Origin of the sequence: Cupriavidus sp. WKF15 (genome assembly GCF_029278605.1) — a bacterium.
Lineage (GTDB): Bacteria > Pseudomonadota > Gammaproteobacteria > Burkholderiales > Burkholderiaceae > Cupriavidus.
Map to the genome: position 1 here is coordinate 777,524 of NZ_CP119573.1, position 26,929 is coordinate 804,452.

Here is a 26,929-nt window from a genome sequence, read left to right on the forward strand (position 1 = left end):
CCGAGCGTTTCACTAACTCATTGAGAAATATGAGGTTCTGTCAATGTGCGAAAACCCACCAAGCAGGCAGGCGGGACTCCGTGTCACAGCGGTGTGACATGTCGCTTGCGATGCACTGTAGCGAATGCGGGGAAGGATCGTCCAAGGTACCCGAAAGTTCCGGGGAAATGTCTGGCAACGCCTTGTCCGGCAAGGGATTGCCCATTCGAGTGCAGAAGCTGGCACCGATTATGCGCAAGGGAAGTCTGGTTTGGCGCTGTGCCGGACCGAACCTCTGGCCATCGTTCGGGATGAGCGTTGGCGGAGGCTGAGCCGCAGTGTGAAATTCTCCTGGGAGCTTCATATGAAAAAGACTTTACTAGCGTCGGCGATCGCCCTGGCCTTCGGCTTTGGCAGCCAAGCAATGGCGAACCCCACAACTACCGCGGGCGATAGTGGCACGACCAACACGCAGAACGCGACTGCCAACTCGACCCAGGGCGGTGGCGGTGCCCAGGCGAATGAGAATTCACGTTCGGTGAATGTGAACGTGAGTGGCAATACCACTACCAGGACGTCGAACCGGACTTCGAACCGGACCATCAGCCGCGCTGATCAGGACATGACCGGTTATGGCAATGCCGCCGCCGCGAATGGCGGCACTGCCCAGGCCAACTTCTCGAATTCATTCAACCACAGCAAGGCGCTGGCGGTCAGCAGGCTGCAAGGATACGTTTCCAATAACTCGTTTGCCGGCGTGGGCAACCAGGCCTGGAACACCGGCACTACCAGTGCTGGCACAGGCGGAGCCGGCGGCGCCGGCACCGGTGGAGCCGCTACTGGCGGTACTGGTGGGCACGGTACTGGCGGAAATGGCGGCAACGGCGGCAATGGCGGAAACGGTGGCAGTGGCGGTAGCGGCGGCCTGAATGGCAGTGCCACGGCCGGAAACGTGACCAATGGCAGCGCTACGGCGGGCACCGGTGGTGCCGGTGGAGCAGCAAGCGGTACGGGCGGTGGCGGTGGCAGCGCGACCTCGCACGGCGGTAACACGCTAAGTGCGGCAGGCAGCAGTGGTGCCGGCGGCGGCAGCGCAGGTTCCACGGGTGGCGGTGCTTTGAGCGCATCCCTCGGGGCTGGTGGCCGCGGCGGTAGCGCCCTTGGCGCAAGCGTCGGCTTGGGCGGTGGCGCCGGTTCGGCGGGTGGTGGCTCCACGGCATCCAGTGGTGCGGGTACGGGCAGCTCTGCGGGTTCGGGCGCCGGCGGCGGAGCGGGTGCAACCGGTGGTGCGGGCGGCGCGGGTAGCTCGAGTGGCACGGGCGGCGCCGGCGGTGCTGGCAACGCATCGGCAGGCGCAACCGGCGGCGGAGCGGGCGCAACCGGTGGTGCTGGCGGCGCGGGCGGTGCAGCGACGGCTAGCGGCACAGGCGGCGCTTCCACCAGCAATGCCGGCGCTGGCGGCGCACAGGCGAGCATTGGCGGCACTGGCGGCGCCGGCGGTACCGCCACCAACGGCAGCGCTTCCAGCACAGCCTCCAACGGCAGCGGCGGCGCTGGTGCTGCGGGCGCGGCAGGTGCTGTAGGCGCTACCGGCGGTGCCGGTGGTGTCGGCAACGGCGCTACTGGTACTGGCGGCACTGGTGGTACCGGCAATGGTGCGGTTGGCGGTGTCGGCGGTGCTGGCGGATATATCCAAGTGAGTGCCGGCTCGTTCCAGATGCAAAACGTCATGACCAGCGTGGGTCAGACGGCTGCTGGCATCATGATCGCCACGCAGAACAACGGTGCCGGGTCGATGGTGCAGCACAGCGTCAACATGCAGGCCAACCTGAATGTCGGCAAGTGAGGTCTGAGCGGCGCGGTCCGGCCTGTTGTACGCATGGCAGGCCGGATGGCGCCGGTGAATGGCTTCACGCGGCCAGGAGCTGGTATCGCCGGGGTGCGGTTCGCGCCGGAATGATGCCAGTCCCCTGGTAAGTCAGCCTGTGAGTATCGCCGTGACCGGCCGGATGGGGACCGGTCGCGGCGAGCAACAAGGAGACGCACCATGCGAGCGATTCGCACCGCAGTCGCCGTCCTGGCGACAGCATTCGTGGCTTGGCCGTTCGCGCAAGCCAATGCGGATCCGATGGCGGACGCTGCCTCCGCGGCAGCGCAGGCCAGCGGGGCCGGCGCTGCCGGCATAGGAACAGCAGCCGTTGCAAAGACGGATTTGGGCATGGGTGCCAAAAGCAATCCGTTCGGCGCGAGCGCAGTGGCGATTGCGAGTGACAAGCTTGATGGCGTGCGTGGCGGCGCGGAACTGGTCGTCAACGACATGCGCCTGCACGGCACGGTCGCGGATAACAGCGTCGTCAACCCGATATCCGGCAACAATATCGTCTCGGACGGCGCGTTCGCCAGTGCGGCCGGCATACCGACCGCCATCCAGAACAGCGGCAACGCCGTGCTGATCCAGAACGCGACCATCATCAACGTCCAGTTCAAGTGATGACGATGTTTCGACGGGTGCTGGGGGCCATACCGTTTCTGCTGGCATTGAGCGGGACGTCGCCCGCGCTGGCGGACCGTGTCGCGATATACGGGCCGGTTGGCGAATACTACAGCGTGCCGGTGACCAGTCTGCGCGAGGCGCGCTTCAAGACTACGGTCCGGCAGCAATACGATTTCAGTTGCGGGTCAGCGGCGATAGCGACGCTGCTGACCTTCCAGTACGGCGAACCCATGACCGAAGAGCTGGCATTCGCCAACATGTTCGTCAATGGCGACCAGGACAAGATCCGGCGAGAAGGCTTTTCCCTGCTGGACATGAAGCGTTTCCTGGAATCGCGGGGCTATCTGGCCGACGGCTATGAGCTGCCCCTGTCCAAGCTCGAGGAAACGCAGATCCCCGCGATCGTGCTGATCTCCGAAAGCGGCTACCACCACTTCGTGGTCGTCAAGGGGGTCAAGGGCGACCGCGTGCTGATCGGCGATCCCGCACGCGGCACGCGCGCCATTTCGCGCGAGCATTTCGAGAGCATCTGGGAGAGCCAGTTGCTCTTCGTGATCCATAACCGTACCGAACGGGCGCGGTTCAATCTTGCGGCCGACTGGCGCGTCGCGCCAATGGGCCCTTACTGGATGGGAGTCAACCGGGACAGCTTGTTCTTCACCGTCATGCCAAAGCATGGCGCCAGCGATTTCTGAGGAACACATCATGCTCGAGACATCCGCCTCATTCCCCGGCCCGGCCGCAAGCCGATGCGGCACGGCGGGGCAGGCCACCGTAGTGTTGCTGCTCGGCGCTGGCATGGCCTATGCCGGTACCGTGCATGCTGCCGAACCATCCGTGCCGGACCCGCTCGATGCGGGCGCAGTCCCGGCGCAGGCAGCGCTCGCCCGCGGCGACGACGCACAGCCGGACAACCCTGTTGCAGCCGCGCGCGGCAGCATGGCGGGCTGGAAGCCCGTCGCCCGGGAACAGCTCGAAGAAATGCGGGGCGGGTTTGACGCTGGCGGGCTGCAGGTTTCGTTCGGCATCGAACGCGCGGTTTATATCAACGGTGCCCTGGTGGTGGCGACCAGCCTTAATATTCCGGATGTGGGCAGGATCACGACGGACCAGGCCGCCCGCCTGGCCTCGACCCTTGGGCCATCGATCGTCAGCGCGGTTCAGGGCGCGACCAATAGTTCGGTGGCCGCGGCGGCCGGCGCGGGCGCCAGTGCAGACGGAAGTGCCGGCAGCGCCGGCGCCACGGCCACTGCCAGTGCGGCCGGTGCCAGCAGTAGCTCGGCCGGAAGCCCGGGGGCGAGTTCTTTGGCGACCGGCGCGGCCGGTGCATCGGGCTCGCCTGTGACGACGATCGCCACCAGTACAGGCCAGGTCATCACCAATGGGGCGATGACCATTATCCAGAACGGTCCGGGCAATACTGCGAACGTGGGAGCGCTGGCGGGATCAGCGGGCACCGTCATCCAGAACTCGTTGAACAACCAGAGCATCCGGAGCGTGATGACAATCGACGCAGGCGTAAATACACTGCAGGCGTTCCGGTCACAGCTGGCCAATACAGCGCTGAACAGCGCGTTGCTGCGGGCAGCCAGCATGAGGTAGTCGTAGCGAAGGCATGGCGCAGTGCAGGTAGCGGACTCCTGCCTAATCAGTCCGCCGTCCGGGGGAGGATAGACGTCATGAATAAGCGGTCGATGCAGAGCATCCGGAACGCTGGATGCTCGACGTTGCTATTGGTCGGAGGGCTGGCACAGGCCCAGACCTCTCCAGATGCAGGGCCATCGCCTGCTCCGGGCATCGAAGCCCTGCAACACCAGTTGACCGAGCAACAGGGCCAACTGGAAGCCATGAAGCGGGCGCTGGCCGAGCAGGACGCTGTCATTAAGGAACTGCGCAGCGTCATCGGCGACGATGTCCTGGCAAGAAAGCGCGGCGGCGCGGGGCCCGGCATCACGGGTGGGGACAATGCGACCAATGCCGCGACAGCCGCGGCAGCCTCCAGCGCCGCGCAGGGTGCCCCCAATCCCGTCAATACGCCCCAGCAGGTTGTGGGCCAGCCGCAGCAGGCTCCCGTGCAAGCCCAGCAGGGGCAGCAACCCCAGCAGGGCCAGCCGCAACAGGGGGAGTCGGCGGACTCGCAGGTGGCCGGTGTGGACGAGCCCGTGGGCCGCCCGCCCGAGCGTGAGACGCGGCCGCCCGAAATCGCGCCGATCACCGACCAGCCCGGCGTGCTGACAGGCGAAGGCAAGCTGGTGGTGGAACCAGGCTTCCAGTACGGCTATTCATCCAATAACCGCGTAGCGCTGGTCGGCTACACGGTGATTCCCGCCATCCTGATCGGGCTTGTCGACGTGCGCGAAGTCAAGACCACGACCTACCTGGCGTCTGTGGCGTTGCGCTACGGCATCACCAAGCGACTGGAAATTGAAGCGAAGGTGCCATACGTCCACAGCTCCGGCTCCACAGTCAGCCGTGAGATATTCACGGGCACGGCGGTCGACAATGTCTTCAACGCAGCTGGCAGCGGTCTTGGCGACGTGGAAGCAACTCTGCGTTACCAGCTCAACTACGGCAATGAAAAGATGCCGTACTTCATTGGCTGGCTGCGCTACAAGTCCAACACTGGCAAGGATCCGTTCGAGGTCGTCACCGATTGCGTGACGCGCTGCGTCGGCAACGCGACTGGCACGGGCCTGCCACTGGGGCTGCCGACCGGCACGGGCTTCCAGGCCATCCAGCCGGGCGTCACGTGGCTGTTGCCGACCGACCCGGCGGTGTTCTTCGGCACCTTCAGCTACCTGCACAACTTCGCGCGCGACAACGTCAGCCGTACCGTGCTCAACGGCGACAAGGAGTTCCTGGGCAAGATCGCCCCCGGGGACATCTTCGAGTTCAGCTTCGGCATGGGCCTGGCGCTCAACGAGCATGCCTCGTTCTCGATCGGCTACGACCAGGCCATCATCTGGCCGACCAAGCAGAACGGTCAGACGGTGCCGGGCTCGGTGCGCGTGACGCAGGGCACGCTGCTGGTGGGCTATTCCTATCGCTTCAACAACCGCTACACGCTGAACCTCTCGGTGGGCGCGGGCCTCACGCGCGATACGCCTGATCTGCAGGTCAATGTACGTCTGCCGATCACATTCTGACGCGCGACCCAGGGCGCTTGTGACGCGTGCGACGGACGCGCGCGTCACATCGCCAGACCCGGCGGGAAAGCTGTCTTGCACTCACCGCATGAACGGCGTACAAAGAAACAACCCCCGTCCCACAGACGGTATCCCCACTTCCGGGACGGCCTGAAAAAGGAGACAGACATGCGCAAACGCATCTTCTGGTTGTTGCCCGATCTGGTCAGTGCCCGACGCACCATGGACGACCTGCTCCTGGCCCGCGTCGAGAACAGCCACATCCATTTCGTGGCGCGCGACGGGGCCGACATGACAGGCCTGCATGAAGCCAACCTGTTCCAGACTTCCGACATCATCCACGCCGCAGAAATGGGGCTGATGGTGGGTGGCGGCGTGGGTCTGGTGGCCGGTGCGGTCGTAGCCATGTTCCCGATCGTCAGCGACACTCCGCAGTGGGGGCTGGTTGGCGTGCTGGCCGTGCTCGGCGCGGTATTCGGTGCCTGGTCTGCGAGCATGATCGGCAGCTCGGCGCCCAACAGCCGCCTGCGCGCGTTCGAGAAGGACATCGAAGCGGGCAAGATCCTGCTGATGGTCGACGTGCCGCGCGGCCGTGTCGAGGAAGTCGAAATGCTGCTGCAGAAGGCCCATCCGGAAGCCGCGTTTGCCGGCCTGGATCCGGCCGTGCCGGCCTTCCCCTGACGCCTCCCGTCCTGCCGCGCCGAACGTAAGCGACAGTCCTTCCGCGCCTTCGCGGCGCGCCTCGATGCGCGTTTGCACGCGCGTCCCTGCATCACACCTGCACCGGGAGCCGGTGAAGGTGTGATGCCGCAGCAACACCCCCTGATCCGCCGTTTGCCCCGATACCCTGCTTCGGGTAATTTGCGAAACGTTGCGTCGACGCCGTCCGCGTGATTCACCTGCCGGAGGCGCCGGCGACAGCGACGCTACAACGAGAGCACGCCATCAAGGCGGGAGGGGTCAGGATGATGAAGGCAACATGGTTTGCGTGCGGCATGCTGGCCGCCACGCTGGGGTTCGCCGCGCCGGCGGCATTCGCGGAGCAGGGTGTCAGCAAGACCGCGATTCGCATCGGGCAATCGGCTGGCGTGAGCGGCCCGGTCGCAGGTTCGGTCAAGGAGCAGATCGAAGGCGCGCAGGTCTACCTGCGCGCGGTCAATGCAAACGGCGGCGTCGCGGGACGCCGTATCGAGCTGGTCACGCTGGACGACGGCTTTGACGCGAAGCGCACGCCGGACAATGTGCGCAAGCTGCTGCAGGACGAGAAGGTCTTTGCGCTGTTCATGGTGCGCGGCACGCCGCAGAACGAAAGCATCCTGCCGATCATCGCGGCCGAGAAGGTGCCGCTGGTGGCGCCGCTGACCGGAGCGATCACGCTGCACCGCCCGGTCAACCGCTACGTCTTCAACGTGCGGGCCAAGTACCAGGATGAAGTCGCGCGCGCGATCAACCACCTGGCGACCTCGGGCATGACGCGCATCGCCATCGTCTATGCCAGCGACGGGTTCGGCAAGGACGTATTCGAGGGCTTCAACGTTGCGCTGCAGGCGCGCGGCGTGCAACCGGCCGCGTCCGCCAGCTTTGCCCGGCCGATGGGCGACATCACGCAGCAGGTGGCGGCGGTGAACAAGGCCGATCCGCAGGCGGTGCTGGTGATCGGCTCGGGTTCGGAGGCCGCGCGCGTGATCCGCGATATGCGCAAGGCCGGCAGCCAGGCGCAGTTCGTCACGCTGTCGAACAACGCAGCCGACTCCTTCATCAAGGAACTCGGCCCGGATGCCCGCGGGCTCATCATCACGCAGGTCGTACCGGGCATGAACTCGAGCCAGATGTCACTGGCCAGCGAGTACCGCAACCTGGCGCGGCAGCAGAACGTGGACCCGAGCAACGCCGGCATGGAGGGCTTCATGTCCGCGAAGGTACTGGTGGAAGGGCTGCGCCGCGCGGGCCCCGACCTGACCCGCGAGCGCCTGGTCGCGGCGCTCGAGAACCTGCGCGACTACGACCTGGGCGGCATTCTCATCAGCTACAGCCCGGCCCGCCACACGGGGTCGTCCTTTGTCGAGATGTCGATCGTCTCGTCGACGGGCAAGCTGATCCGCTGAGTGGCCCTGGCGGGGCGTACCCGTTTCTGCGTGGTGCTCCGCCTGCCTTGCAGGCCGCGCCAGAAGGGCCGCGGCAGCATGGCCAAAGCCCCTGAAGCGTACCCGATTCTGCGTGCGCTCAGCCCCGGCGCCGGCCGTATTGCTCACGCAGGCAATCGATCATGGCCGCCGCCGCGGCCGAGTCGCCACGCTCGCGCAGCCGCACCAGGCAGATATCCCTGACCAGAGACGGCATCTGCAGCGGCCGGATAGCCAACCCCTCGCGCTGGAACTGGAACAGGGCCAGCGACGGCACCACGCTCACGCCAAGCCCGGCTTGCACGAGGGCGGCGACCGTGGCCAGGTGTTCCACTTCCATCACGCTGCTGAGCTTCAGCGGATGCAGCGCGGCATCCAGGTGCTGGCGCACGCTGCTGGTCCGCGACAGGTGGATGAAGGGCTGGCCCGCCAGCATCTGCGGCGTGATGCGGCGCTTGCGCGCCAGCGCGTGCGTCGCCGGGCAGACCAGGTGGAAGGTGTCGTGCACGAGCGGCTCGACGCTCAGGTCGTCGTCCTGGGCCGGCGCCGGGGCCAGCGCAAAGTCGGCGCGGCCGCGCCGGACCATATCGATGCAGCCGTCGGCCAGCTGGTCGAAGAGCTCCAGCGCAATGCCCGGGTAGCGCTGGCGGAAGGCCGCCAGCAATGGCGGCAGGTCGCCGCCGGCAATCGACGGCAGCGCCGCGATGCTGACGCGGCCCTTGCGGCGCTCGGCGTGGGCGCGCAGGTCTTCGAACGCGGCTTCGAAATCGGCCAGCAGGCGCCGCGCGGTTTCCTCGAAGCGCACGCCGTCGGCGCTCAGCTCGACGTGCCGCGTGGTGCGTTCGAACAGGCGGCTGCCGGCCTGCTCTTCCAGGGTCTGGACCAGCGCGCTGAACGCCGACTGCGACAGGTGGCACGCACGCGCGGCGCGCGTGAAGTTGCGATGAGTGGCCAGCGCCACGAAGGCGCGCAGGTGCTTGACGGAGAGATTCATGGCGGTCCCGCCAGATTCATCTGATAAATCACTAGATTAATCCAAATAATCCATTTTTTGGTTGATTGAAGCGGCCCTAGAATGACCTGGAACACCGATTCAACCGCCCCAGACACCATGACCGCTCCCTTGCTGATCGGCTCCGGCGCCGGCTTCTCCGGCGACCGCACCGATGCCGCCCTGCCCGTCGTGCGCACCCTGATCGCGGCCGGCGGACCCGCCGCGCTGATCTTCGAGACGCTGGCCGAACGCACGCTGGCGCTGGCGCAGCTGGCCCGGCGCAGCGACCCCGCGGCTGGCTACGAGCCGTTGCTCGATGCCTTGCTGACGCCCGTGCTCGGACTCTGCCTGGCCAATCGCATTCCGATCATCGGCAACTTTGGCGCGGCCAATCCGCGCGGCGCGGCGGCGCGGGTGCGCCAGCTTGCGCAGGAGCTTGGGTTGCCGGCGCCGCGCGTGGCCGTGGTGGAGGGCGATGACCTGTCGCACGCGGCAGGCCGCGCGCTGTTGCGCGATATCGTCGGGCCCGGTTTTCCCGAGACGCGCTTCGTCTGCGCCAATGCATATATCGGCGCACGCGGCATTGCCGATGCGCTGCAGGCTGGTGCGCAGGTGGTGGTCTGCGGCCGCGTGGCGGATCCTGCGCTGGCGGTGGGCCCGGCCATGGCGCACTTCGGCTGGTCCTGGCAGGACTGGGACCGGCTCGCGGCGGCCACCATGGCAGGGCATCTGCTCGAGTGCGGCGCGCAGGTCACCGGCGGCTACTTCGCCGATCCCGGCAGGAAGGACGTGCCGGACGTCCATGCCGTGGGCTTCCCGATCGCGCAGTTGGACGAAGCCGGCGCCATCGAGATCTTCAAGGCCGCAGGTACCGGCGGCTGCGTGGACCTGCGCACGGTCAAGGAGCAGTTGCTGTACGAGGTCCACGACCCCGCAGCGTACCTGACGCCTGACGTGGTGGCCGATATCAGCGCGGTGACGGTCGCGCAACTCGGCCCCGATCGCGTCGCGGTGCGCAATGTGCGCGGCCATGCGCGGCCGGAGCAGCTCAAGGCCAACCTGTTTTTCCAAGGCGGCTGGATGGCGGAAGGCGAGATCTCCTACGCAGGCCCGAATGCGGCAGCGCGCGCGCGCCTGGCCGCCGATATCGTGCGCCGGCGCATGGCGCTGCTCGGGCATGACGTGCCCATCCGCTTCGACCTGATCGGCGTGCTCAGCGTGCTCGCCGACGATGCCGGCCGGATGCTGGCGCAACCGGGCCCGCACGAAGCCGCCGCCGAGGACGTGCGCCTGCGCGCCGCGCTGGCGCATGAGGACGCCGCGGTCGCGCAGGCACTGCTGCGCGAGGTCAATGCGCTGTATACGTGCGGCCCGGCAGGCGGCGGCGGCGTGCGCACGGCACAGCGCGCGCGGCTTAACGCAATGTCCTGCCTGGTCCCGCGTGATGCGGTGACGCCGGGCCATACCTTCATCGACTGAGCGGAGTCCCGACATGACCGCCACTGCAACGCTCTACCAGTTCGCCCACGGACGCACCGGCGACAAGGGCAACCGTTCCAACATCAGCGTGATTGCCTATGACGCCCGCGATTTCGGTCACCTGGTCGAACACGTGACCGAGGACGCCGTGCGCGCGCTGTTCCGCGACCGCCAGCCGACAGCTGTCACGCGCTATCTCGTGCCGTCGCTGCAGGCGATGAACTTCGTCATCGACGGCGTGCTCGACGGCGGCGTCAACGACGCCCTGAATCTCGACGCGCATGGCAAGGCGCTGTCGTTCCGCGTGTTGCAGTTGCAGATCCCGTTGCCGCCGCGGCTGGCCGCGCCGGCCACCTGAGCACAAGCTTGCACGCTTCTACATCCGATAAGACCCCTCAACAGGAGACACTTATGCCTGGCATCCACAGGATCCTTACCGCTGCCGTATTCGCCCTGTCCGCGCTGCCCGCGGCGCAGGCGCTCGCCGAGTATCCCGACAAGCCGATCCGCTTCGTCGTGCCATTTGCGGCCGGCAGCGCGACCGACCAGCTGGCCCGCGCGATCGGGCAGGCCGTGACCGTGGACAGCAAGGTCACCGTGGTGGTGGACAACAAGCCCGGCGCCAACGGCTTCATTGCCGCCACCGATGTCGCCAAGGCCAGCGCCGACGGGTATACGGTGCTGATCACCACCAACACCACGCACGCCGCCAACGAGCACCTGTTCCACAAGCTGCCGTATGACCCGGTCAAGGACTACACGCCGGTGACGGCGCTGGGCCGCGGCGGCCAGATCATGGTCGTGAACCCGCAGCTGCCGGCCAAGACCGTGGGCGAGTTCATCGCGCTGGCGAAGAAGCAGCCAGGCAAGCTCAGCTTCGGCAGCGGCAGTTCGTCGTCGCGCATCGCCGGCGAGCTGTTCCAGCAGATGGCGCATGTCGAGCTGCTGCACGTGCCTTACAAGAGCAACCCGCTGGCCGTGACCGACCTGCTCGGCAACCAGATCCAGATGATGATCACCGATACCGCCACCGGCCTGCCGCAGGTCAAGAGCGGCAAGCTGCGCGCGCTCGGGGTATCGGGCAAGACCCGCTCGCCACTGGCGCCCGATGTCCCGACCATCGACGAGGCGGGTGTCAAGGGCTATGAGATGAGCTACTGGTTCGCGGCGTACGCGCCGGCCGGCACGCCGCCCGCGGTGGTCAACAAGCTCAATGCCATGCTGGTGAAGGCCGCGCGCAGCGACACCGCCGCGAGCTTCTACCAGGGCACCGGCACGGAAGTGTTTACGAGCACGCCGGCGGAGCTGGCCCGCTTCCAGCAGCAGGAATCGGCCAAATGGGGCCGCATCATCAAGGCCGCGAATATCCAGCCTGAATAACGGAAACGCGGATTGCGCCTGCAACGGGGCCATCGGCCCCGTTTGACTTACGCAGAAGTAGGTACGCTTTTGCACTGGGGCTAACCGCTGGCCCTTGTCGCGCCTTAAGATACGCGTTCGGCTGGCTGCCGCGGCAAAACTTCCGCGACAGCCCGGCCATGCCAGCCGCTTGCCCCGAGAACGCGAATCAAAACAGGAGCGTGACATGAAGCCGCCGAATGCCTTGACCCATCGACTTGCCGGTGCCCTCGTTGCCGGGGCGGCCCTGGTTGGCACGTTGTTGCCACCTATCTTGCCCGCCGCGCATGCCGCGCCGCCGGCGCAGGTCAGGACGCAGGCGCCGGGGTACTACCGCATGATGGTGGGCCAGTTCGAGGTGACGGCACTCTACGACGGCTACATCGACCTGGATCCGAAACTCTTCAAGTACACCAGTGCGCGCGAAATGCAGCGCCTGCTGGCGCGCAGTTTCGTGGCATCGACACCCGGCATGCAGACGGCTGTCAATGCCTATGTGGTGAATACCGGCAGCCATCTCGTGCTGGTCGATACCGGCGCTGCGGGCTGCTTCGGGCCGACGCTGGGCCAGGTCGTCACCAACCTGCGCGCGGCCGGTTACGAGCCGGCGCAGGTCGACACCGTGCTCCTTACGCACCTGCACGGAGACCATGCCTGCGGCCTCGTTTCCGGCGGGCAGGCGGTGTTTCCCAACGCCACGGTATACGCCGACAAGGCCGACGCCAGCTACTGGCTTGGCGATGCCAACGCCGCCGCGGCCGGCAAGGACAGCCAGGCGCTGTTCGGCATGGCGCGCGATGCCGTGGCGCCATACCAGGCCGCCAGCCGCTTCCGCACCTTTGACGCGGTCACGGGTACGGAGCCGGTGCCGGGTGTGCGCACGGTAGCCGCCTACGGCCACACGCCGGGGCATACCGGCTACCTGTTTACCTCGGGCAAGGACAGCCTGCTGCTGTGGGGCGACATCGTCCACAACCATGCGGTGCAGTTCCGCCGGCCTTCCGTGTCGATCGAGTTCGATGTCGACAGCCACGCCGCGGCGATCACGCGCAACCGGATCCTGGCCGATGCGGCAAAGGGCAGGTTGTGGGTCGGCGGCGCGCACCTGCCGTTTCCGGGCCTTGGCCACGTGCGCCGGGACACGGCCGGCTATGAGTGGGTGCCGGTGGAGTTTGGCCCGATCCGAGAGGACAGGCTTGCACCGCAGCGCTAATTCAGGTTCGTGACGTAGCTGGCAAGGTTGCGGATATCGTCATCGCTCAGGTTGCGCGAGACGCTGGTCATATTGCCCGCGTCATTGGTGCGCCGCCTGGCGCGGAAATCTTCGAGCTGCTTGACGATATAGGCGTAGTGCTGCCCCGCCACGCGCGGGATCTCGTTCTGGCCCGAGAACCCGCCAAGGTGGCACATGGTACACAGCACCTCCTCGGCTTTCTTGCGCCCCGCATCGACGCGCGCGGCGTCGACCTTGTAAGTGGAAGGCAGCGGCTTCTGCGCAGCGAAATAGTCGGCCAGGTCCTGCATGTCCTCGCGCGAGAGTTTCGCGGCCACTGGCGACATATCCGAGTTGCTGCGGCGGCCTTCCTTGAAGTCGCGCAACTGCAGGTATATGTAGCGGGAATTCTGGCCGGCCAGCTGCGGGTGGGCCGGATCGGTCGAGTTGCCTTGCGGACCGTGGCAGGTCACGCACACCTGGGCCTTGGCTTGTCCGGCGGCGGCGTCCGCGCGGGCCAGGCCGCTCATGCCGCCGGGGCACAGCAGCAGGCCCAGCGCCAGCAGCAGCCCTGACGGGAGGCTGCGGCGCGCTGGGATCAGGCATGAGATGACGCGTTGCCCGCGTTGGGCGTTATTGCACTGCAAAGACGAAGATGCTGTTGCCGCGCTTGAAGTCGATCTGGGTATTGCCGCCCGCGGCGACGGCGATGTATTGCTTGCCGCCGACCATGTAGGACACCGCCGGCGCATTGACACCCGCACCGCACTGGTACTCCCACAGCTTCTTGCCCGTCGCCGCGTCAAAGGCGCGGAACAGGCCATTGCCCTCGCCGTTGAACACCAGGCCGCCCGCGGTGGCCAGCACGCCTCCGATCAGCGGCTGATCGGTCTTGAAGTCCCACTTCACCTTGCCCGTATCGATATTGACGGCCGACAGCTTGCCCCACTGCTGCTCGCTCGGGATCGTCTTGAAGGCGCCGCCGAGCCACAGCTTGCCACCGGGATACGGCACGTCTTCAACCTGGTATGTCATCGGCTGGTGCAGGTTGGCCGCATAGGCGAGGCGCAACTTCGGGTTGAACGCCATCGGCGACCATTCGACGCCGCCATTGGCGCCGGGCAGCATGCGCGCGCCAGCCGGCGTCGGCAGCGTCCACATGTTTTCCTGCGGCACCATGGCTTCCGAGAAGCGGATCAGGCGCCCGTCGCGGCGATCATGCACATAGACGTGACCGGTCTTGCCGCCGTGGATCACGCCGGGAATCATGGCACCCTTCTCGTCGCGCACGTCGACCAGGATCGGTGGGCTGACCGCATCGAGGTCCCAGACGTCATGGGCGATATATTGCGAGTGCCACTTGTAGGCGCCGGTGTCGAGATCGATGGCGACCATGGAGTCCGTGTACAGGTTGTCGCCCGGACGGATGGCGCCGTACAAGTCAGGCGACGGGTTGCCCACGACGAAGATCACGAGCTTGTTGGCGCGGTCCACGGCGGGCGCCATCCACACGCCGCCGCCCAGCGTCTTGTAGAAGCCGCCGCCCTTGTCGGCCAGCATCTTCTTTTCGGCGGCGATATCGCGCTTCATGTCGCGGCCGGTCGCGTCCTTGGTGGCCCAGACACCTTCATGGCCCTTCTCGGGAATCGTGTAGAAGGTCCACAAGAGCTTGCCGTCGTTGGCGCTGAACGCCTTGACGAAGCCGCGGATGCCATATTCGCCGCCATTGGTGCCGATCAGCACCTTGTCGTCGATGACGACCGGCGCCATGGTTTCCGAATAGCCCAGTTCAGGATCGGCGATCTGCGTCTCCCAGAGCAACTTGCCGGTCTTCGCATCGAGCGAGACCAGCTTGGAATCGAGCGTGCCCATGTAGAGACGGTCGCCGCTGATCGCCACGCCGCGGTTGTTCGGGCCGCAGCAGAAGGTCGTGACCGGCCCCATTTTGTGCTTGTAGTGCCAGAACTCCTTGCCGGTCACCGCGTCGATGGCGTAGACGTGGTTATAAGACGTGGTGAGGAACATCACGCCGTTGACGACGATCGGCGCGGTCTCCATCGACTCCATCACGGCGGTCTGGAACACGAACGCGGGCCGCAGCCTGGCAACATTCTTCGTGTTGATCTGGCTGCCGGCGTAGTAGCGCGTCTGGCCGTACGAGCCGTTGGAATGCAGCCAGTCGTTGCTGTTGGTCAGCGCGCCGTCGAGCTGTGCCTGGGTGACGGGACGCAGCGCGCCGGACATTGGCGATCCCGGGGTGGTCGCGCCGCCCTGGATCTCTTCGGCGCCGTGCGCGGCGGAGGCAACCAGGGTCAGGAACAGCAGGGAAAGGGCATGCCGGGAGAGACGAGGGACAGAGAGCATGGGACGCTCCTTTTTCGATTTTTGTAGCCCCGGCGCGCCTGTCTCGTGCGCCGGTCGACGGCGCTCAGTCGGACATCAGCGCGGCGCACAAACTAGCCCGGCCGCGCAACGAAGTGGTCCGAGGTGAGGGCAGTATAGGTAAGAATGTGCACAAGACAACCAATAACGCGCGGGGTTATGCGCCGCGGGTGCAAGTCGCGCAATCCTCCCTGCATTGCAGCATTTCACGCTGCGCTTGAATTTGGCTCTTCGCTGGAGGGAGATGATGGGTTGTCGTGCTTGGCAGGCGCCGCTGTTTCGCCGGCTACGCCGGCGAAACAGCGTCGCCTGGCGGCTGGCCATCAACGATGCACTTCTTGTTTTCGAGCGGCTTTGGTTTCGCGATGCTTGGTTGCCCGTTCGAGCCTGCTACGCATAGTGATTCAGAACCAGTGCCTGCGATAACCGGCTTGTGTACGATCCCCATGTAGGGCTCGGGTACAGCGTTCCAATAGCGTCAGTGGTAGGACGCCTACGGCTGCGCTGCGCGCGCGTCCTAGTCGGTCTGCGACGGGCATCGTCGTCGCCCGTGCCAACGGTTCGGTTTCTCTGCTTCGCTGTGGCGCGGTTTGCCTGCGGCCTGGGTGCTCAGACTAGGGCTCTGCGCGTAGCGCAGCCGAAGGCGATTACACGATGTCGGTTGCAGCAGGGACCACGGACAGTTTCGGGGCTCGTTCAATCATTGCTTGAAAGCCTACCGGCGGGACCTATCCGGAAATTTGTGTACGAGGCATATCATGAGAGGTAATGACCATGGATATGCCGATGAAGAAGAAACGTACGGTGGCGTCTCAGGCAGCGGCCCGCGGGCCGCTGCCTGCCTTGCCTGACGGCTTGCTTGATGAGTTGGTTAAAGGGCCGATGACGCCCGGCGAGGTCCAGGATCTGATGCTGGCGTTCAACAAGGCCATCATCGAGCGGGCGATGAGCGCCGAGATGAGCATGCATTTGGGCTACAAGCCAGGCGAGCCCAAGCCGGCCGAGCAGTCCAATGCGCGTAACGGTCTGAGCGGCAAGACCGTGATCACCGACCGCGGCCCGGTGCGGGTCGAACTGCCACGCGACCGCGATGGCAGTTTCGATCCGGTTCTGATCCCGAAGCACGAACGGCGCTTTACCGGCTTCGATGAGCGCATTATCGCCATGTACGCGCGCGGCATGAGCGTGCGCGAGATCCAGGCGTTTCTGGCCGAGAGCTACGGCACCGAAGTCTCCCCGGACTTCATCAGCTCGGTCACCGACGAGGTCATGGCCGAGACCATCGCCTGGCAGAACCGTCCGCTTGAGGCCATGTACCCGGTCGTGTTCTTCGACGCGTTGCGGGTCAAGATCCGCAGTGACGGCATCGTCAGCAATAAGGCCGTGTATCTGGCATTGGGAATCCAGGCAGATGGCCAGCGCGACGTGCTGGGCCTGTGGGTCGAGCAGACCGAAGGCGCCAAGTTCTGGCTCAAGGTCTTCAATGAACTCAAGAACCGAGGCTGCCAGGACATCCTGATCGCAGTGGTCGACGGCCTCAAGGGGTTGACGGAGGCCGTTGCCACGGCCTATCCCCGCACGACGGTGCAGACCTGCATTGTGCATTTGATCCGCAACAGCCTGGAATACGCCAACTATAAGGACCGCAAGGTGCTGGCACAGGCGCTGCGTCCGATCTACAGCGCGGCCAGCGAACAAGAGGCCGGGCAGGCGCTGCAGGACTTCGCCGACGGCCCGTGGGGAGCCAAGTACCCGATGATCGTGCAGTCGTGGCGACGCGCCTGGGAGCACGTCATACCGTTCTTCGTGTTCCCGCCCGACATCCGGCGTGTGATCTACACCACGAATGCCATTGAGAGCTTGAACATGCAGTTGCGCAAGATCATCAAGACCCGGGGCCACTTCCCTTCGGATGAAGCTGCGATCAAGTTGCTGTGGCTGGCGCTGCGCAACGTGCTGACCAAGTCCGTTCGCACGACCTATGACTGGAAGTCCGCCATGAATCAGTTTGCTATTCTGTATGGCGAGCGATTTACTGCCGCTCGAAGCTGACAGAATTCAAAACCGCCTCGCACACAAAAATACGGACAGGCCCTACCGGCGGACGCGCACCACGCGGCAGGCAGCCAGGCACACTCTGAAGCCCATCCCCGTACAACACCCGCAGCACACTACGATCAATATTCGCCCGCTAGGGCAAGTAAACGCGCTTTTTGGTTACTTTTTGTCGCTCGGACAAAAAGTGACTCGCCGGCTACGCCGGCGAAACAGCGGCGCCTGCCAAGCACAACAACCTCAACCTCAACCCCAACCCCAACCCCAACCCCAACCCCAACCCCAACACCAACACCAACCCCATCCCCACAACCCAGCAATGAACCTTGAATTTGTGCTTTGCGCACACCAAACTTAGCGGCAGCCGCACCGGCCGCAGCCGCAAGGAGCCGCAGATGAACCGCGCAGTGCAGAGAGTTTCCATGATGGGGCTGTGCCTGCTCGGGGCACTGTGCCTGCAGGCAACCGTCCGGGCCGAGGACGACGTCAGCCTGAATGCCCGGCTGCTGGCTTCAGCCCGCGCCGGCGACGAGGCCGGCGTGCGCAGCGCGCTGCAACAAGGCGCCGCGGTCGATTCGCGCAACCGGATCGGCGACACCGCGCTGATTACCGCCGCCAAGCGCGGGCTGACCGGCATGGCGCGCACGCTGGTCGATCACGGCGCCAATGTCAGCCAGCCCAACCTCCAGGGCGTCACGCCGCTGATGGCGGCAGCGTTTGGCGGCTACCCGGACATCACCGCGATGCTGCTGGAGCGCCACGCCGACCTCAACGCGACCGACCGCATCAGCAAGACGGCCATGGTCTACGCCGCCGGGCAGGGGCAGGTGGCGGTGGTGAAGCAATTGCTCGATGCCGGCGTGGACGTCAACGCGCGCTATCAGCATGGGCTCACGGCGCTGATGTGGGCCGCCGGCTACGACAAGAGCGAGGTCGTGCAGCTGCTGCTGGCGCGCGGCGCCGATGCCGCCCTGCAGGACGACCGCGGGCTGACCGCGCGCGCCATTGCCGACCAGGCAGGCGCCAAAGCCGCGGCGGCCGTCATGGCTGCGCGCCCGTAGCGGCCCGGCAGCATGGCGTGTCAGGGTGCGTCGATCGAACCGACGCTCTTCGGATAGGTCACGACACCCCACGCGAGCGGCACCCCGTCGACCTGCTGCACCGGCTGGTAGCTGCGCGCGTCGAACACCTGCACGGCATTGGAACGCCCGCACGCCACCAGCAGGCGCGCGTCGTCGGGCGTGAAGCTGAAGTGCCAGCAGCGCTTGCCCACGGCGATATCGGCCAGCGGCGCGTAGCTCTGGCCGTCGAAGACCTGCAGCGTGTCAGCGCGCGAAGCCGCCACGAACACGCGGGCGCCGCTGCGGTCGAAGGTGATGCCATAGGGTCCGGTGCGCGTGGGTACGGTGCGCAGCACGCGGTAGTCGTCGGCGGCCAGTACCAGGAATGCGTTGGCAGATTCCAGCGTCACCACATAGCGGCTGCCGTCGGGACTCGCGCGGATGCCGCGCGGACGCGAACCGGCAGGCATTGGCAGGCGTTGCAGCTGCCGGCCGCTCGCCTTCTCGTAGACGGTGACCGTGTCGTCGCCTTCATTGGTGACCAGCATCAGCTGCCCGTCGCGCGAGAACTCGATGCCCTCGGTTTCCAGGCCGCTGCGGATGGTGCGCGCCACGCGCCAGGTGCGCAGGTCGACCACGGCGATTTCGGCCGGCAGCGGCTTGTCGTCGTCGTGCTTGCCGGCGTCCTTGGGAGCTGTCGGTGTGCCAGGCTTCCCCGGTGGGCCCGGCCGTTCGCCGGGCTCGTATGTGACGAAGGCCTGATCGCCGGCCACGCGCACGAACTCCGGGTTCTGGCCGATCGGCACGCGCTTCACCTCCTTGCCGGCGGCTACGTCGATCACGGACATGTCGCCGCTTTCCTTGTTTGCCGTCAGCAGGTATTTGCCGTCCGCGGTAAGCCCGAGCCCGCGCGGTCCCTTGCCCGCGATGACCGGGCCTGGCAGGCGTTCCATGCGCTCCAGGTCGATTACGGCAATGCCGCCGCTCTCGGAGGACACATAGGCCTGCGCCGCGCGGGCCTGGCCCGTCGTGGCCAGCAGGGCGGCAAGCGCCAGCAGTGCGGCGGCACGCATGGAGGGGGATGTCGATGTCATGGCGGCTCCTCTAAGCAAAATCGAGACGACACCGGCGCGTCAGCGTCCGTCCCACTCGTAGCGAACGCCAACCAGGAACAGGCGCGGCGCGCCGGGCGCGACAAAGCGCTCCACCGGAACCGCGGCGCCAGGCTGCAGCAGCGTTCCACCCGGGAACAGGTTGTAGCCGGCCTGGCCATAGGTGGCGTAGCGCCGGTCGAACACATTGTCGATGCGGCCGTAGACCTGCCAGCGTGGCGAGAACTGCCAGCTCGCGCGCAGGTTCAGCAGCAGGTACCCGCCAGTATCGGACAGGCCCGGGTTCTGCGCACTCAGCGCACCGTCCTCGTTGCCGGCGACAGGCCGCGACGATGACACCAGCAGGTCGCCGCCCACGCTCAGCGTTGCCGTGGCGCGCCAGTCGGCGCCGAGCCTGAAGCTATGCAGTGGGATGCCCGCCATGCGGGTGCCGGGCCGCACCATCACGGGCGCGGCGAACGGTGTATGCAGTGCGCCCTGTGCCTGGTAGGTGGCCTGTGTATAGCTGTAGCCCGCGCGCAGGGTAAGGCGTCCGAGGCGCTGGCGCAGGCCCAGCTCCACCCCCTGGTTGCGGGTCTTGGGGAAATTGGAGAAAAAGCCCAGCGGGCTGAACGGGGAGCGCTGGAACAGGATGTCGTCGCGATTATCGCTACGGTACAGCGCCAGCGACACCTCGGTGGCATCGGCCGGCTGCCAGCGGCCGCCGAACTCCAGCGTGCGCGTGACCACCTGCCGCAGAAACGGGTCCGCCTGCAGGCCGGTGGGCAACTGGCAGGCGTTGGCGGGATCGGCGCAACCGAGTTCGATGGCCGTCGGCATGCGCGTTCCCTGAGAAGCCGAGCCGAACACCACGAGCCGGTCCAGCAGCCGATGCGTCAGTCCAAGGGACGGATTGAGCCGCGAGTACGTGAAGCCTTCATCCGATTGCGTGGGCAGACTGAGCAGCGTATGGCGGCGGCCCTGGTTCCAGCGAGCCGCCAACGTCAGGAAGGTCCCTTCGAGCAAGCGGATGGTGTCGGTGGCGAACAGTCCGACAGTGCTGTCGCGCCCGTCCAGCGCGGCCCGGGTGACTACCGGCGCGCCGGCATCGGCCACGGCATTGCGTGCATCGTCAAAGCTCGCTTGCTGCGTGGTCTGCGTGTAGTGCGACCGGTTCAGGTCGAGCGCCGCACCCAGCGCGAAGCGGTGCGTGTCGCCGTCATGCGACCATTGCATCGATGCGCCATAGCTGGTCTCTCGCACCGTGGCGCTGTTGAGCACGGCATTGGCCGGCGCATCGCCGGCCTCGCATTGCGCGCTGCCGCCCTGGCCCTGGCCCTGGCAGTCGAGTACGGTGTCGAGGTAGGCGTCGCTGATGTCGCCGCTGTTGGCGCGGGTGCGGGTCTGGCGCAGGTAGAGCGTCAGCTGCAGCTGGTCCTGCGCGTTGAACTGGTGCGCGCCATTGAGTGCCACTTGCAGCGACCGCGACCGCGTCACGTCAGGCGCGGTGTAGATGGCGCGGCGGTCGGCGGCATAGAGGCTGTCCGGCGCCAGGCCATTGCCGGTCAGCCTGCTGTTGCTGCCCAGCACGCTCACGTTCCACTGTGTGCCGCTGGTGGAGCGGCCCAGCTTGAAGAAAAGGTTGCCCAGGTCGCTGTCGGAACGGTCGCGCCAGCCGTCCTCGCGCCATCCGGTGCCTGCCATATAGGCATGCCAGCCGTCACCGAGCGCCTTGCCGGCGCTGACATCGAGCCGCGCACGACCGTAGCTGCCGACGCTCAGGTCGGCTTCCACCCCGGGGTGGGTCTCGCCGGACTTGGTCTGCAGCGCGATCGCGCCGCCCAGCGTATTGAGCCCATAGAGCGGATTGCTGCCCGGCACCAGCGTAATGGTGCTGAGCGCGGCCTCGGGGATGGCGGCCCAGTGGATCACGTCGCCCAGCGCCGCGTTCTGACGCACGCCGTCCAGGTACAGCGACAGTCCCTGCGCTGACCCGAGCGTGGGGGAAAGCCGGTAGCCGCGATAGAGAATGTCCTGGGCGAACGGATTGCCCTGTGCGTCGTTGACGACCACGCCGGTCATGGTCTCTGCCAGGAAGGCTGGCAGGCTGGGTGCCTTCACGCGTTCCAGGTCGCCGTCTGTCGCGGTTTGCGCATTGCCGGCAAAGGCCTGGCGCTCAATGGTGAAGCCCGGCAGCGGGGTAGGCGCCACGACGGTGACTTCACGCAGGTTGTGGACCTGGTCGGCCGCCGCTACGTTGTTGTCTTGCTGCGCTGCCGCAGGCCATGACGCAGGCATTGCCAGGGCACCCAGGCAAGGCACGATCCCGAGCGGACGAGTACGGCAATGGCATCGGGCCATGGAGTTCCCTGTCGCGCTGCGTCGCGCGGGCATCGGTTGCGGGCTGGACGTGGATGACTGCGAGTGGCGCAAATGCTACCTAATCTAGTTCAGGGGGCAGGTACTGCCAAGTTGCGGTGGCTGTCGGTCCGCTGTTTTTTGCCTAGAGTTTTCAGGCGGCCTCGGGTTGCGCCCGGTTGCCGCGTCCCGACTCGCGAATCAGGAGGAATCGCCGATGCCGACCACCGAAACTGATGTCGATCCCGGCCGCCGTCGCCTGCTTGGCGCCGCTGCCACCGCCATGCTCGCCCTGTCCGTGCCGAACCTCGGCGCGTGCGCGCAGGGCGGCGGTGCCGGCGGCGGGCAGCCGGTGCGGATCGGCGTGATCGGCTCGGGGCGGATCGGCGGGACGATCGGGGGCTTGTGGGTGAAATCGGGCCATCCGGTGTTGTTCTCCTCGCGGCATCCCGAGTCGCTGAAGACGCTGGTCGACGAACTGGGTCCGCTGGCGCGCGCGGGCACGGTGGCCGACGCCCTGGCATTCTCGGACGTGCTGTTCCTGGCCACGCCTTACAAGGCGCTGCCGGAACTTGGCCAGGAGAACCCCGGCGCCTGGCGGGGCAAAATCGTGCTGGATGCGACCAATGCCTTCGCCCAGCGGGACGGCGCCATTGCCGACGAGGCACAGCGCAACGGCATCGGCATCACCACGAGCAAATACCTGGCGGGTGCGCGCGTGGTGCGCGCGTTCAATTTCATGGGCGCGACCAACTTCGCCAGGGAACACCATCGCGAAGGCGAACGCATCGCCGTGCCGATTGCCGGCGATGACCCGGCCGCGTTGCGCGTGGCGCAGCAGCTCGTGCGCGATGCGGGGTTTGAACCGGTGGTGGTGGGGCCGTTGGCCAGCGCGGACAAGTTCGCGCCCGGCGGGCCGCTGTTCCGTCAGATCGGCAGCGTGGAGGAAATGCGCAGGAAGATGGAGGCGCAGTAGGCGAGGCGCCGCCTGGGTTGGCAGGCCGCGGCGACGAGGGCTCAGGGCCGGCGGCGCTCCATGGCCACCATCGATGGCGTGAAGCCAAGCTGGCCGAAGAATGCGGCTTCGGACGAGCGCGCCGCGCGCAATACCCACGTGATGTCGGGGTCGTTGCCCATGACCTGGCGTACCAGCGCCCGCCCGATGCCCTGGCGGCGATGACTGGGCGCGACCACCACCATGGACAGGAAGCCATCGGACACATCATCGCAAAGCGCGCGCGCGAAGCCGATGATTTCGCCCTTGTCGACGGCCACGACCACGTGCTGCGAATTGGCGACAAGGCGGGCGAAGCGCTCGGCGCTGCCTACGCGGTTGTTCCAGCCGTTGGCGATCAGTAGCTGCCTGGCGGCTTCGACCTCTCCAGGCAACAGATTACGGATTTCCATCGGCGGCTCCCCTAGCAATGCAGCAAAGCATGTACGGCCCTCGCCGCCCCCTGCCAGGGATGCCGCGAGTCGAGTACGGCACGGGAAACCCGGCCGCGCAATTGGCGGAGTGTAGCGAGCGGGGACAGACACGTCAATTTGCCGGCGCACTTACGCGCTGGCCACGCCGCCGGCGCTGCAGCGCGGTATCATGGCTTCCATGAACGCCCCGATCTTCTCCTCTGCCCACCCGGCCGATCAGTTGGCCGAATTTTCCGACGCCGATGCGGCGCTGGCACGGATTCGCGAGATCTACAACGCTTCGGTCGCCGCCGTGCGCGCGCGCTTCGACGCGTTCGCCAGCGGCAAGCCGCTGCCGTCGGCGGCCCACGCGTGCTACCCGTACCTGGGCATCTCCGTGAATATCGAGACCATGGTGACCGACAGCCGGCCGTCATGGGGCACGGTGGCCTATCCGGGTGTCTATGGCACCACGGTGACGCGCCCGGACCTGCTTGCCGATTACTATCGCGACCAGATCGAGCGGCTGATGCGCTACCACCGCGTGCCCGTGGTGGTGGGCCTGAGCCGGCGGCCGATCCCGTTGCCGTTCGTGATCGAGGCTTCCACGACCGACATCAGCTACACCCAGGCGCGCGAACTCGAAGTGTCCTTCGTGCTGCCGGAACTGAGCCGCATCGACGATTCCATTGCCAACGGCACGTTCGAGCCGGTGCCGGGCGAAGCGTGGCCGCTGTCGCTGTTCCCGGCCGAGCGCGTGGACCTGGCCTTGCAGCGCCTGTACCACTACACCGGCACCGCGCCACAGCATTTCCAGCGCTTTGTGCTGTTCACCAACTACCAGCGCTACGTGGACGAATTCATCGCGCTCGGCCGCTCGCTGATGGCCAGCAGCGACGGCGGCGGCTATGCGCGCTTCGTCGAACCTGGCGACGTGGTGCAGGAGCTTGGCGCCGCCGAGCCCGACGACGCCGCCCGCCCGCGCGCATTGCCGCAGATGCCGGCCTATCATCTGGTGCGGGACGACAAGCTGGGCGTGACGCTGGTCAACATCGGCGTGGGCCCGTCCAATGCCAAGACCATGACCGACCACCTGGCCGTGCTGCGTCCGCACTGCTGGATGATGGTGGGCCATTGCGGCGGCCTGCGGCGCTCGCAGCAGCTTGGCGACTATGTGCTCGCCCACGCCTATGTGCGTGACGACCACGTGCTGGACCACGACTTGCCGCCGTGGGTGCCGGTGCCGCCGATCGCGGAGATCCAGGTGGCGCTGCAGGAGGCGGTGGCGCGCGTGACCGGCCTGTCCGGCGGCGAGATGAAGACGCGCATGCGCACGGGCACGGTGGTGTCGACCGATGATCGCAACTGGGAGCTGAAGTCCAAGGCGCTATATGCGCGCTTCAACCAGTCGCGCGCGATTGCCATCGACATGGAAAGCGCGACCGTGGCAGCCAACGGCTTCCGCCTGCGCGTGCCCTATGGCACCTTGCTGTGCGTCTCGGACAAGCCCCTGCACGGCGAGCTGAAGCTGCGCGGCATGGCCAATGCGTTCTATCGCCAGCGAGTCAGCCAGCATATGACCATCGGGCTGGAGGCGGTTCGCATCCTGCGCGAGAACGGCGTCGAGCAATTGCATTCGCGCAAGCTGCGGAGCTTCGACGAGCCGGCATTCCGTTGAATGACTGGCCGGCCCTGTCCGGCGGACATCGCAGCGATAAACGAAAAAGGCCAGCGCCCGATGCGCTGGCCTTTTTCGTTGGGGCAGGGCCCGCTCAGAACCGGTAGCCCACGCCCATGCTGAACAGCCATGGGTCCAGGTTGACCTTGGAGACATTGACGCCGCCGGCCTTCACGTTGCTGGCCAGCCAGACCTTCTTGACGTCGGCGTTCAGGAACCAGTTCTTGGTCAGCTTGTAGTCCATGCCGATCTGCAGGGCGGGTGCCACGCTCCAGTTGTCGAGCTGCAGCGTATTGCCGGCAATGTCGGCGCCCCAGATGCGCGTGAAGTTCAGGCCCGCGCCCACGTATGGCCGGAAGGTGCCTTCCGGCAGGAAGTGGTACTGCACCAGCAGCGTCGGCGGCAGGTGCTTGAAGGTGCCGATCTTGTTGCCATTGAGGTAGACGTCCTGCTTCTGCGGCACGGTGAGCACCAGTTCCGCGGCGATATTGCGCGTGAAGAAGTAGGTGACGTCGAGTTCGGGGATCCACTTGTTGTTGACCGTGATCGCGTCCGACGGTACGCCCAGCGCGGGAATGGCATCCGACTTGTCGGCCATGTCGAGGTAGGTGGCGCGCAGGCGCACCATCCAGTTGCCCTGGGTCTCGCCATCGGCGGCGATGGCGGGCGTGGAAACGGCGCCGAACATGGCAAGCGCGGCGATAGCGGTGCTGGCGACCCGGGTCCGGAGAGAGATCTTGTTCATGGTCTATTGCTTTGGTCTGGTAAGAAATCGCAGCCAGTTTGGCCGAGCGGCCCCGGCAGGACATTGACCGAAGACAAGCCAGACCCTATCGGCAGTAGGGTCGTCGCAATGGCGCCACAGCGCGGCATGCGCAGTGCGGGCTGGCCCTGGCTGCCCACGATGCGCCTTCTAAATACATGCGGATTTATTCGTGGCGCGGCTGCAGGGCTCGCCTTAACCTTTGCGTCATGCCGCGGTCGCGGCTGGTTCCAGGCATGTCGTGGGCGTCCGCAAGGGCGTCTTTCCGGGTGTGTCCCGTGGGGGCGGGACACACCGGTTTTCTTTCGTCCTTCGCCGGATTGCGGGAATAGAGAAGAGTTGGAGTTTGACGTGCTTGGCGGGCGCCGCTGTTTCGCCGGCGTAGCCGGCGACTTACTCTTTAGCGACAAAAGGGTAAGCAGAAAAGCGCGTCGCCTGGCGGCTGGCCATCAACGATGCGCTCCTTGTTTTCAAGCGGCTTTGGTCTCGCGAAGCTTGGTTGCCCGTTCGGACCTGCTACGCATAGTGATTCAGAACCAGTGCCTGCGATAACCGGCTCTTGTACGATCCCCATGTAGGGCTCGGGTACAGCGTTCCAATAGCGTCAGCGTGGGACGCCTACGGCTGCGCTGCGCGCATGTCCTAGTCGGTCGGCCACCGGCATCAACGTCGCTGGCGCGGCGCTTCTTCCCTTCGCCGTTTCGGTTTTCGGTTCTTCGGTTTTCTCACTGAGCCGCGCGCAGCGCAGCCGTAGGCGTCCCACCGATGGCGCGGTTAGGAGGGGCCACCAAGTAATCCGGGTTCGCTCATCTGACGCGTCTATCCTGATCATCTACGCGGCAGGCAGTCTGGCTATGCCCTGTACCGTCTTCACCACCTCAGGCCGTTCGTCGACCACGAAGACGCGATTTTGCCTACTCTTGCCGCTCGGGCAAAAGTAGGTCGCCGGCTACGCCGGCGAAACAGCAGCGCCTGCCAAGCACGACAACCCCATCATTACCCATTCCCCACAATCCGGCGAAGAACTTTTTTTTCCGGTCTCGTGCTGCGCCCCCATCGAGCCCGGTGGCGATGCACCTCGTTCCTCACCAAGCCCATTGTCCTGATCGACACCGTTGCCAGCCATGGCTCCGGGAATGTCCTCTGAGCCGAAGGAACGGGATGGTTGTCGCTCCCTGTGACCCTCAATCGCGCAGAACGCGTCCCCTGCGGGCGCAGCTCTAGGCCAAAGGATGAAGGTTCGCCATATATGTACGGCGGCGCTCAATCGTCTGGCCGGTACAGCGCCGTCGCCGTTGCGCATAGGCT

22 protein-coding genes are annotated in these 26,929 nt (G+C 66.1%); 15 read left to right on the top strand and 7 right to left on the bottom strand.

From position 1 onward, the window contains the following. The first annotated feature begins 343 nt into the window (after positions 1–343). The 7 genes from CupriaWKF_RS20885 (at position 344) to CupriaWKF_RS20915 (ending at position 7,724) form a co-directional block, all read left to right on the top strand. Positions 344–1,825, top strand: a complete 1,482-nt coding sequence (locus CupriaWKF_RS20885; protein WP_276102665.1) for a hypothetical protein — start codon at positions 344–346, stop codon at positions 1,823–1,825. A 201-nt stretch (positions 1,826–2,026) separates the two neighbouring features. Further along, entirely contained in the window at positions 2,027–2,470 is a 444-nt protein-coding gene (locus CupriaWKF_RS20890; RefSeq protein WP_276102666.1) for a hypothetical protein, read from the top strand. Next, positions 2,470–3,168, top strand: coding sequence for a C39 family peptidase (locus CupriaWKF_RS20895; protein ID WP_276102667.1), 699 nt, complete (start codon positions 2,470–2,472; stop codon positions 3,166–3,168). The genes CupriaWKF_RS20890 and CupriaWKF_RS20895 overlap by 1 nt, the downstream gene beginning before the upstream one ends. Positions 3,169–3,178: 10 nt before the next feature. Further along, on the top strand, positions 3,179–4,075 hold the full coding sequence (locus CupriaWKF_RS20900) for a flagellin (RefSeq protein WP_276102668.1): 897 nt from the start codon (positions 3,179–3,181) through the stop codon (positions 4,073–4,075). A 77-nt stretch (positions 4,076–4,152) separates the two neighbouring features. Next, on the top strand, positions 4,153–5,619 hold the full coding sequence (locus CupriaWKF_RS20905) for an acetate kinase (RefSeq protein ID WP_276102669.1): 1,467 nt from the start codon (positions 4,153–4,155) through the stop codon (positions 5,617–5,619). Positions 5,620–5,787: 168 nt separating this feature from the next. After that, positions 5,788–6,300, top strand: coding sequence for a DUF1269 domain-containing protein (locus tag CupriaWKF_RS20910; RefSeq protein ID WP_276102670.1), 513 nt, complete (start codon positions 5,788–5,790; stop codon positions 6,298–6,300). A 287-nt stretch (positions 6,301–6,587) separates the two neighbouring features. Next, positions 6,588–7,724 (top strand): ABC transporter substrate-binding protein, encoded by a 1,137-nt coding sequence (locus tag CupriaWKF_RS20915; RefSeq protein WP_346348632.1) that lies wholly within the window; start codon positions 6,588–6,590, stop codon positions 7,722–7,724. Positions 7,725–7,842: 118 nt separating this feature from the next. On the opposite strand, the gene CupriaWKF_RS20920 is transcribed toward CupriaWKF_RS20915, so the two are convergent. Next, complete coding sequence (locus CupriaWKF_RS20920; protein WP_276102672.1) at positions 7,843–8,736, bottom strand: LysR family transcriptional regulator; 894 nt, start codon at positions 8,734–8,736, stop codon at positions 7,843–7,845. A 117-nt stretch (positions 8,737–8,853) separates the two neighbouring features. Here CupriaWKF_RS20920 and CupriaWKF_RS20925 point away from each other — a divergent pair, with 117 nt between their 5' ends. The 4 genes from CupriaWKF_RS20925 (at position 8,854) to CupriaWKF_RS20940 (ending at position 12,826) form a co-directional block, all read left to right on the top strand. Continuing rightward, positions 8,854–10,215 (top strand): acyclic terpene utilization AtuA family protein, encoded by a 1,362-nt coding sequence (locus tag CupriaWKF_RS20925; RefSeq protein WP_276102673.1) that lies wholly within the window; start codon positions 8,854–8,856, stop codon positions 10,213–10,215. Between the two features lie 13 nt (positions 10,216–10,228). Then, a complete protein-coding gene (locus tag CupriaWKF_RS20930; protein WP_276102674.1) occupies positions 10,229–10,573 on the top strand; it encodes a hypothetical protein in 345 nt (114 codons plus the stop codon). A 53-nt stretch (positions 10,574–10,626) separates the two neighbouring features. Next, a complete protein-coding gene (locus tag CupriaWKF_RS20935; protein ID WP_276102675.1) occupies positions 10,627–11,595 on the top strand; it encodes a tripartite tricarboxylate transporter substrate binding protein in 969 nt (322 codons plus the stop codon). Positions 11,596–11,800: 205 nt separating this feature from the next. Further along, a complete protein-coding gene (locus CupriaWKF_RS20940; protein WP_276102676.1) occupies positions 11,801–12,826 on the top strand; it encodes an MBL fold metallo-hydrolase in 1,026 nt (341 codons plus the stop codon). On the opposite strand, the gene CupriaWKF_RS20945 is transcribed toward CupriaWKF_RS20940, so the two are convergent. Both CupriaWKF_RS20945 and CupriaWKF_RS20950 read right to left on the bottom strand, forming a co-directional pair. Next, positions 12,823–13,356, bottom strand: a complete 534-nt coding sequence (locus CupriaWKF_RS20945; RefSeq protein ID WP_276103346.1) for a c-type cytochrome — start codon at positions 13,354–13,356, stop codon at positions 12,823–12,825. The two genes, CupriaWKF_RS20940 and CupriaWKF_RS20945, sit on opposite strands and share 4 nt — an antisense overlap. Before the next feature lie 103 nt (positions 13,357–13,459). Continuing rightward, the gene (locus tag CupriaWKF_RS20950; RefSeq protein ID WP_276102677.1) at positions 13,460–15,190 is read right to left on the bottom strand and encodes a PQQ-binding-like beta-propeller repeat protein; all 1,731 of its coding nucleotides are present in this window, start codon (positions 15,188–15,190) and stop codon (positions 13,460–13,462) included. Positions 15,191–15,994: 804 nt separating this feature from the next. Between CupriaWKF_RS20950 and CupriaWKF_RS20955 the strand changes: the two genes are divergently transcribed. Both CupriaWKF_RS20955 and CupriaWKF_RS20960 read left to right on the top strand, forming a co-directional pair. Continuing rightward, positions 15,995–17,260, top strand: a complete 1,266-nt coding sequence (locus tag CupriaWKF_RS20955) for an IS256 family transposase (RefSeq protein ID WP_276097757.1) — start codon at positions 15,995–15,997, stop codon at positions 17,258–17,260. Between the two features lie 398 nt (positions 17,261–17,658). Further along, positions 17,659–18,324 carry an ankyrin repeat domain-containing protein gene (locus tag CupriaWKF_RS20960; RefSeq protein WP_276102678.1) on the top strand — a complete coding sequence of 222 codons (666 nt, stop codon included), beginning with the start codon at positions 17,659–17,661 and terminating at the stop codon, positions 18,322–18,324. A 20-nt stretch (positions 18,325–18,344) separates the two neighbouring features. Here the strand turns inward: CupriaWKF_RS20960 and CupriaWKF_RS20965 are convergent, their stop codons facing one another. Together CupriaWKF_RS20965 and CupriaWKF_RS20970 are read right to left on the bottom strand one after the other, a co-directional pair. Further along, positions 18,345–19,418, bottom strand: a complete 1,074-nt coding sequence (locus tag CupriaWKF_RS20965) for a beta-propeller fold lactonase family protein (RefSeq protein WP_276102679.1) — start codon at positions 19,416–19,418, stop codon at positions 18,345–18,347. A 39-nt stretch (positions 19,419–19,457) separates the two neighbouring features. Then, positions 19,458–21,713, bottom strand: coding sequence for a TonB-dependent receptor (locus CupriaWKF_RS20970; protein ID WP_276102680.1), 2,256 nt, complete (start codon positions 21,711–21,713; stop codon positions 19,458–19,460). A 277-nt stretch (positions 21,714–21,990) separates the two neighbouring features. Between CupriaWKF_RS20970 and CupriaWKF_RS20975 the strand changes: the two genes are divergently transcribed. Continuing rightward, entirely contained in the window at positions 21,991–22,749 is a 759-nt protein-coding gene (locus CupriaWKF_RS20975; protein WP_276102681.1) for an NADPH-dependent F420 reductase, read from the top strand. A 41-nt stretch (positions 22,750–22,790) separates the two neighbouring features. On the opposite strand, the gene CupriaWKF_RS20980 is transcribed toward CupriaWKF_RS20975, so the two are convergent. Then, positions 22,791–23,180, bottom strand: a complete 390-nt coding sequence (locus tag CupriaWKF_RS20980) for a GNAT family N-acetyltransferase (protein ID WP_276102682.1) — start codon at positions 23,178–23,180, stop codon at positions 22,791–22,793. 190 nt (positions 23,181–23,370) lie between these two features. On the opposite strand from CupriaWKF_RS20980, the gene CupriaWKF_RS20985 reads away from it, so the two are divergent. Beyond that, the gene (locus CupriaWKF_RS20985; protein ID WP_276102683.1) at positions 23,371–24,858 is read left to right on the top strand and encodes an AMP nucleosidase; all 1,488 of its coding nucleotides are present in this window, start codon (positions 23,371–23,373) and stop codon (positions 24,856–24,858) included. A 94-nt stretch (positions 24,859–24,952) separates the two neighbouring features. On the opposite strand, the gene CupriaWKF_RS20990 is transcribed toward CupriaWKF_RS20985, so the two are convergent. Next, on the bottom strand, positions 24,953–25,603 hold the full coding sequence (locus CupriaWKF_RS20990; RefSeq protein WP_276102684.1) for an OmpW family outer membrane protein: 651 nt from the start codon (positions 25,601–25,603) through the stop codon (positions 24,953–24,955). Positions 25,604–26,929 lie beyond the last annotated feature (1,326 nt).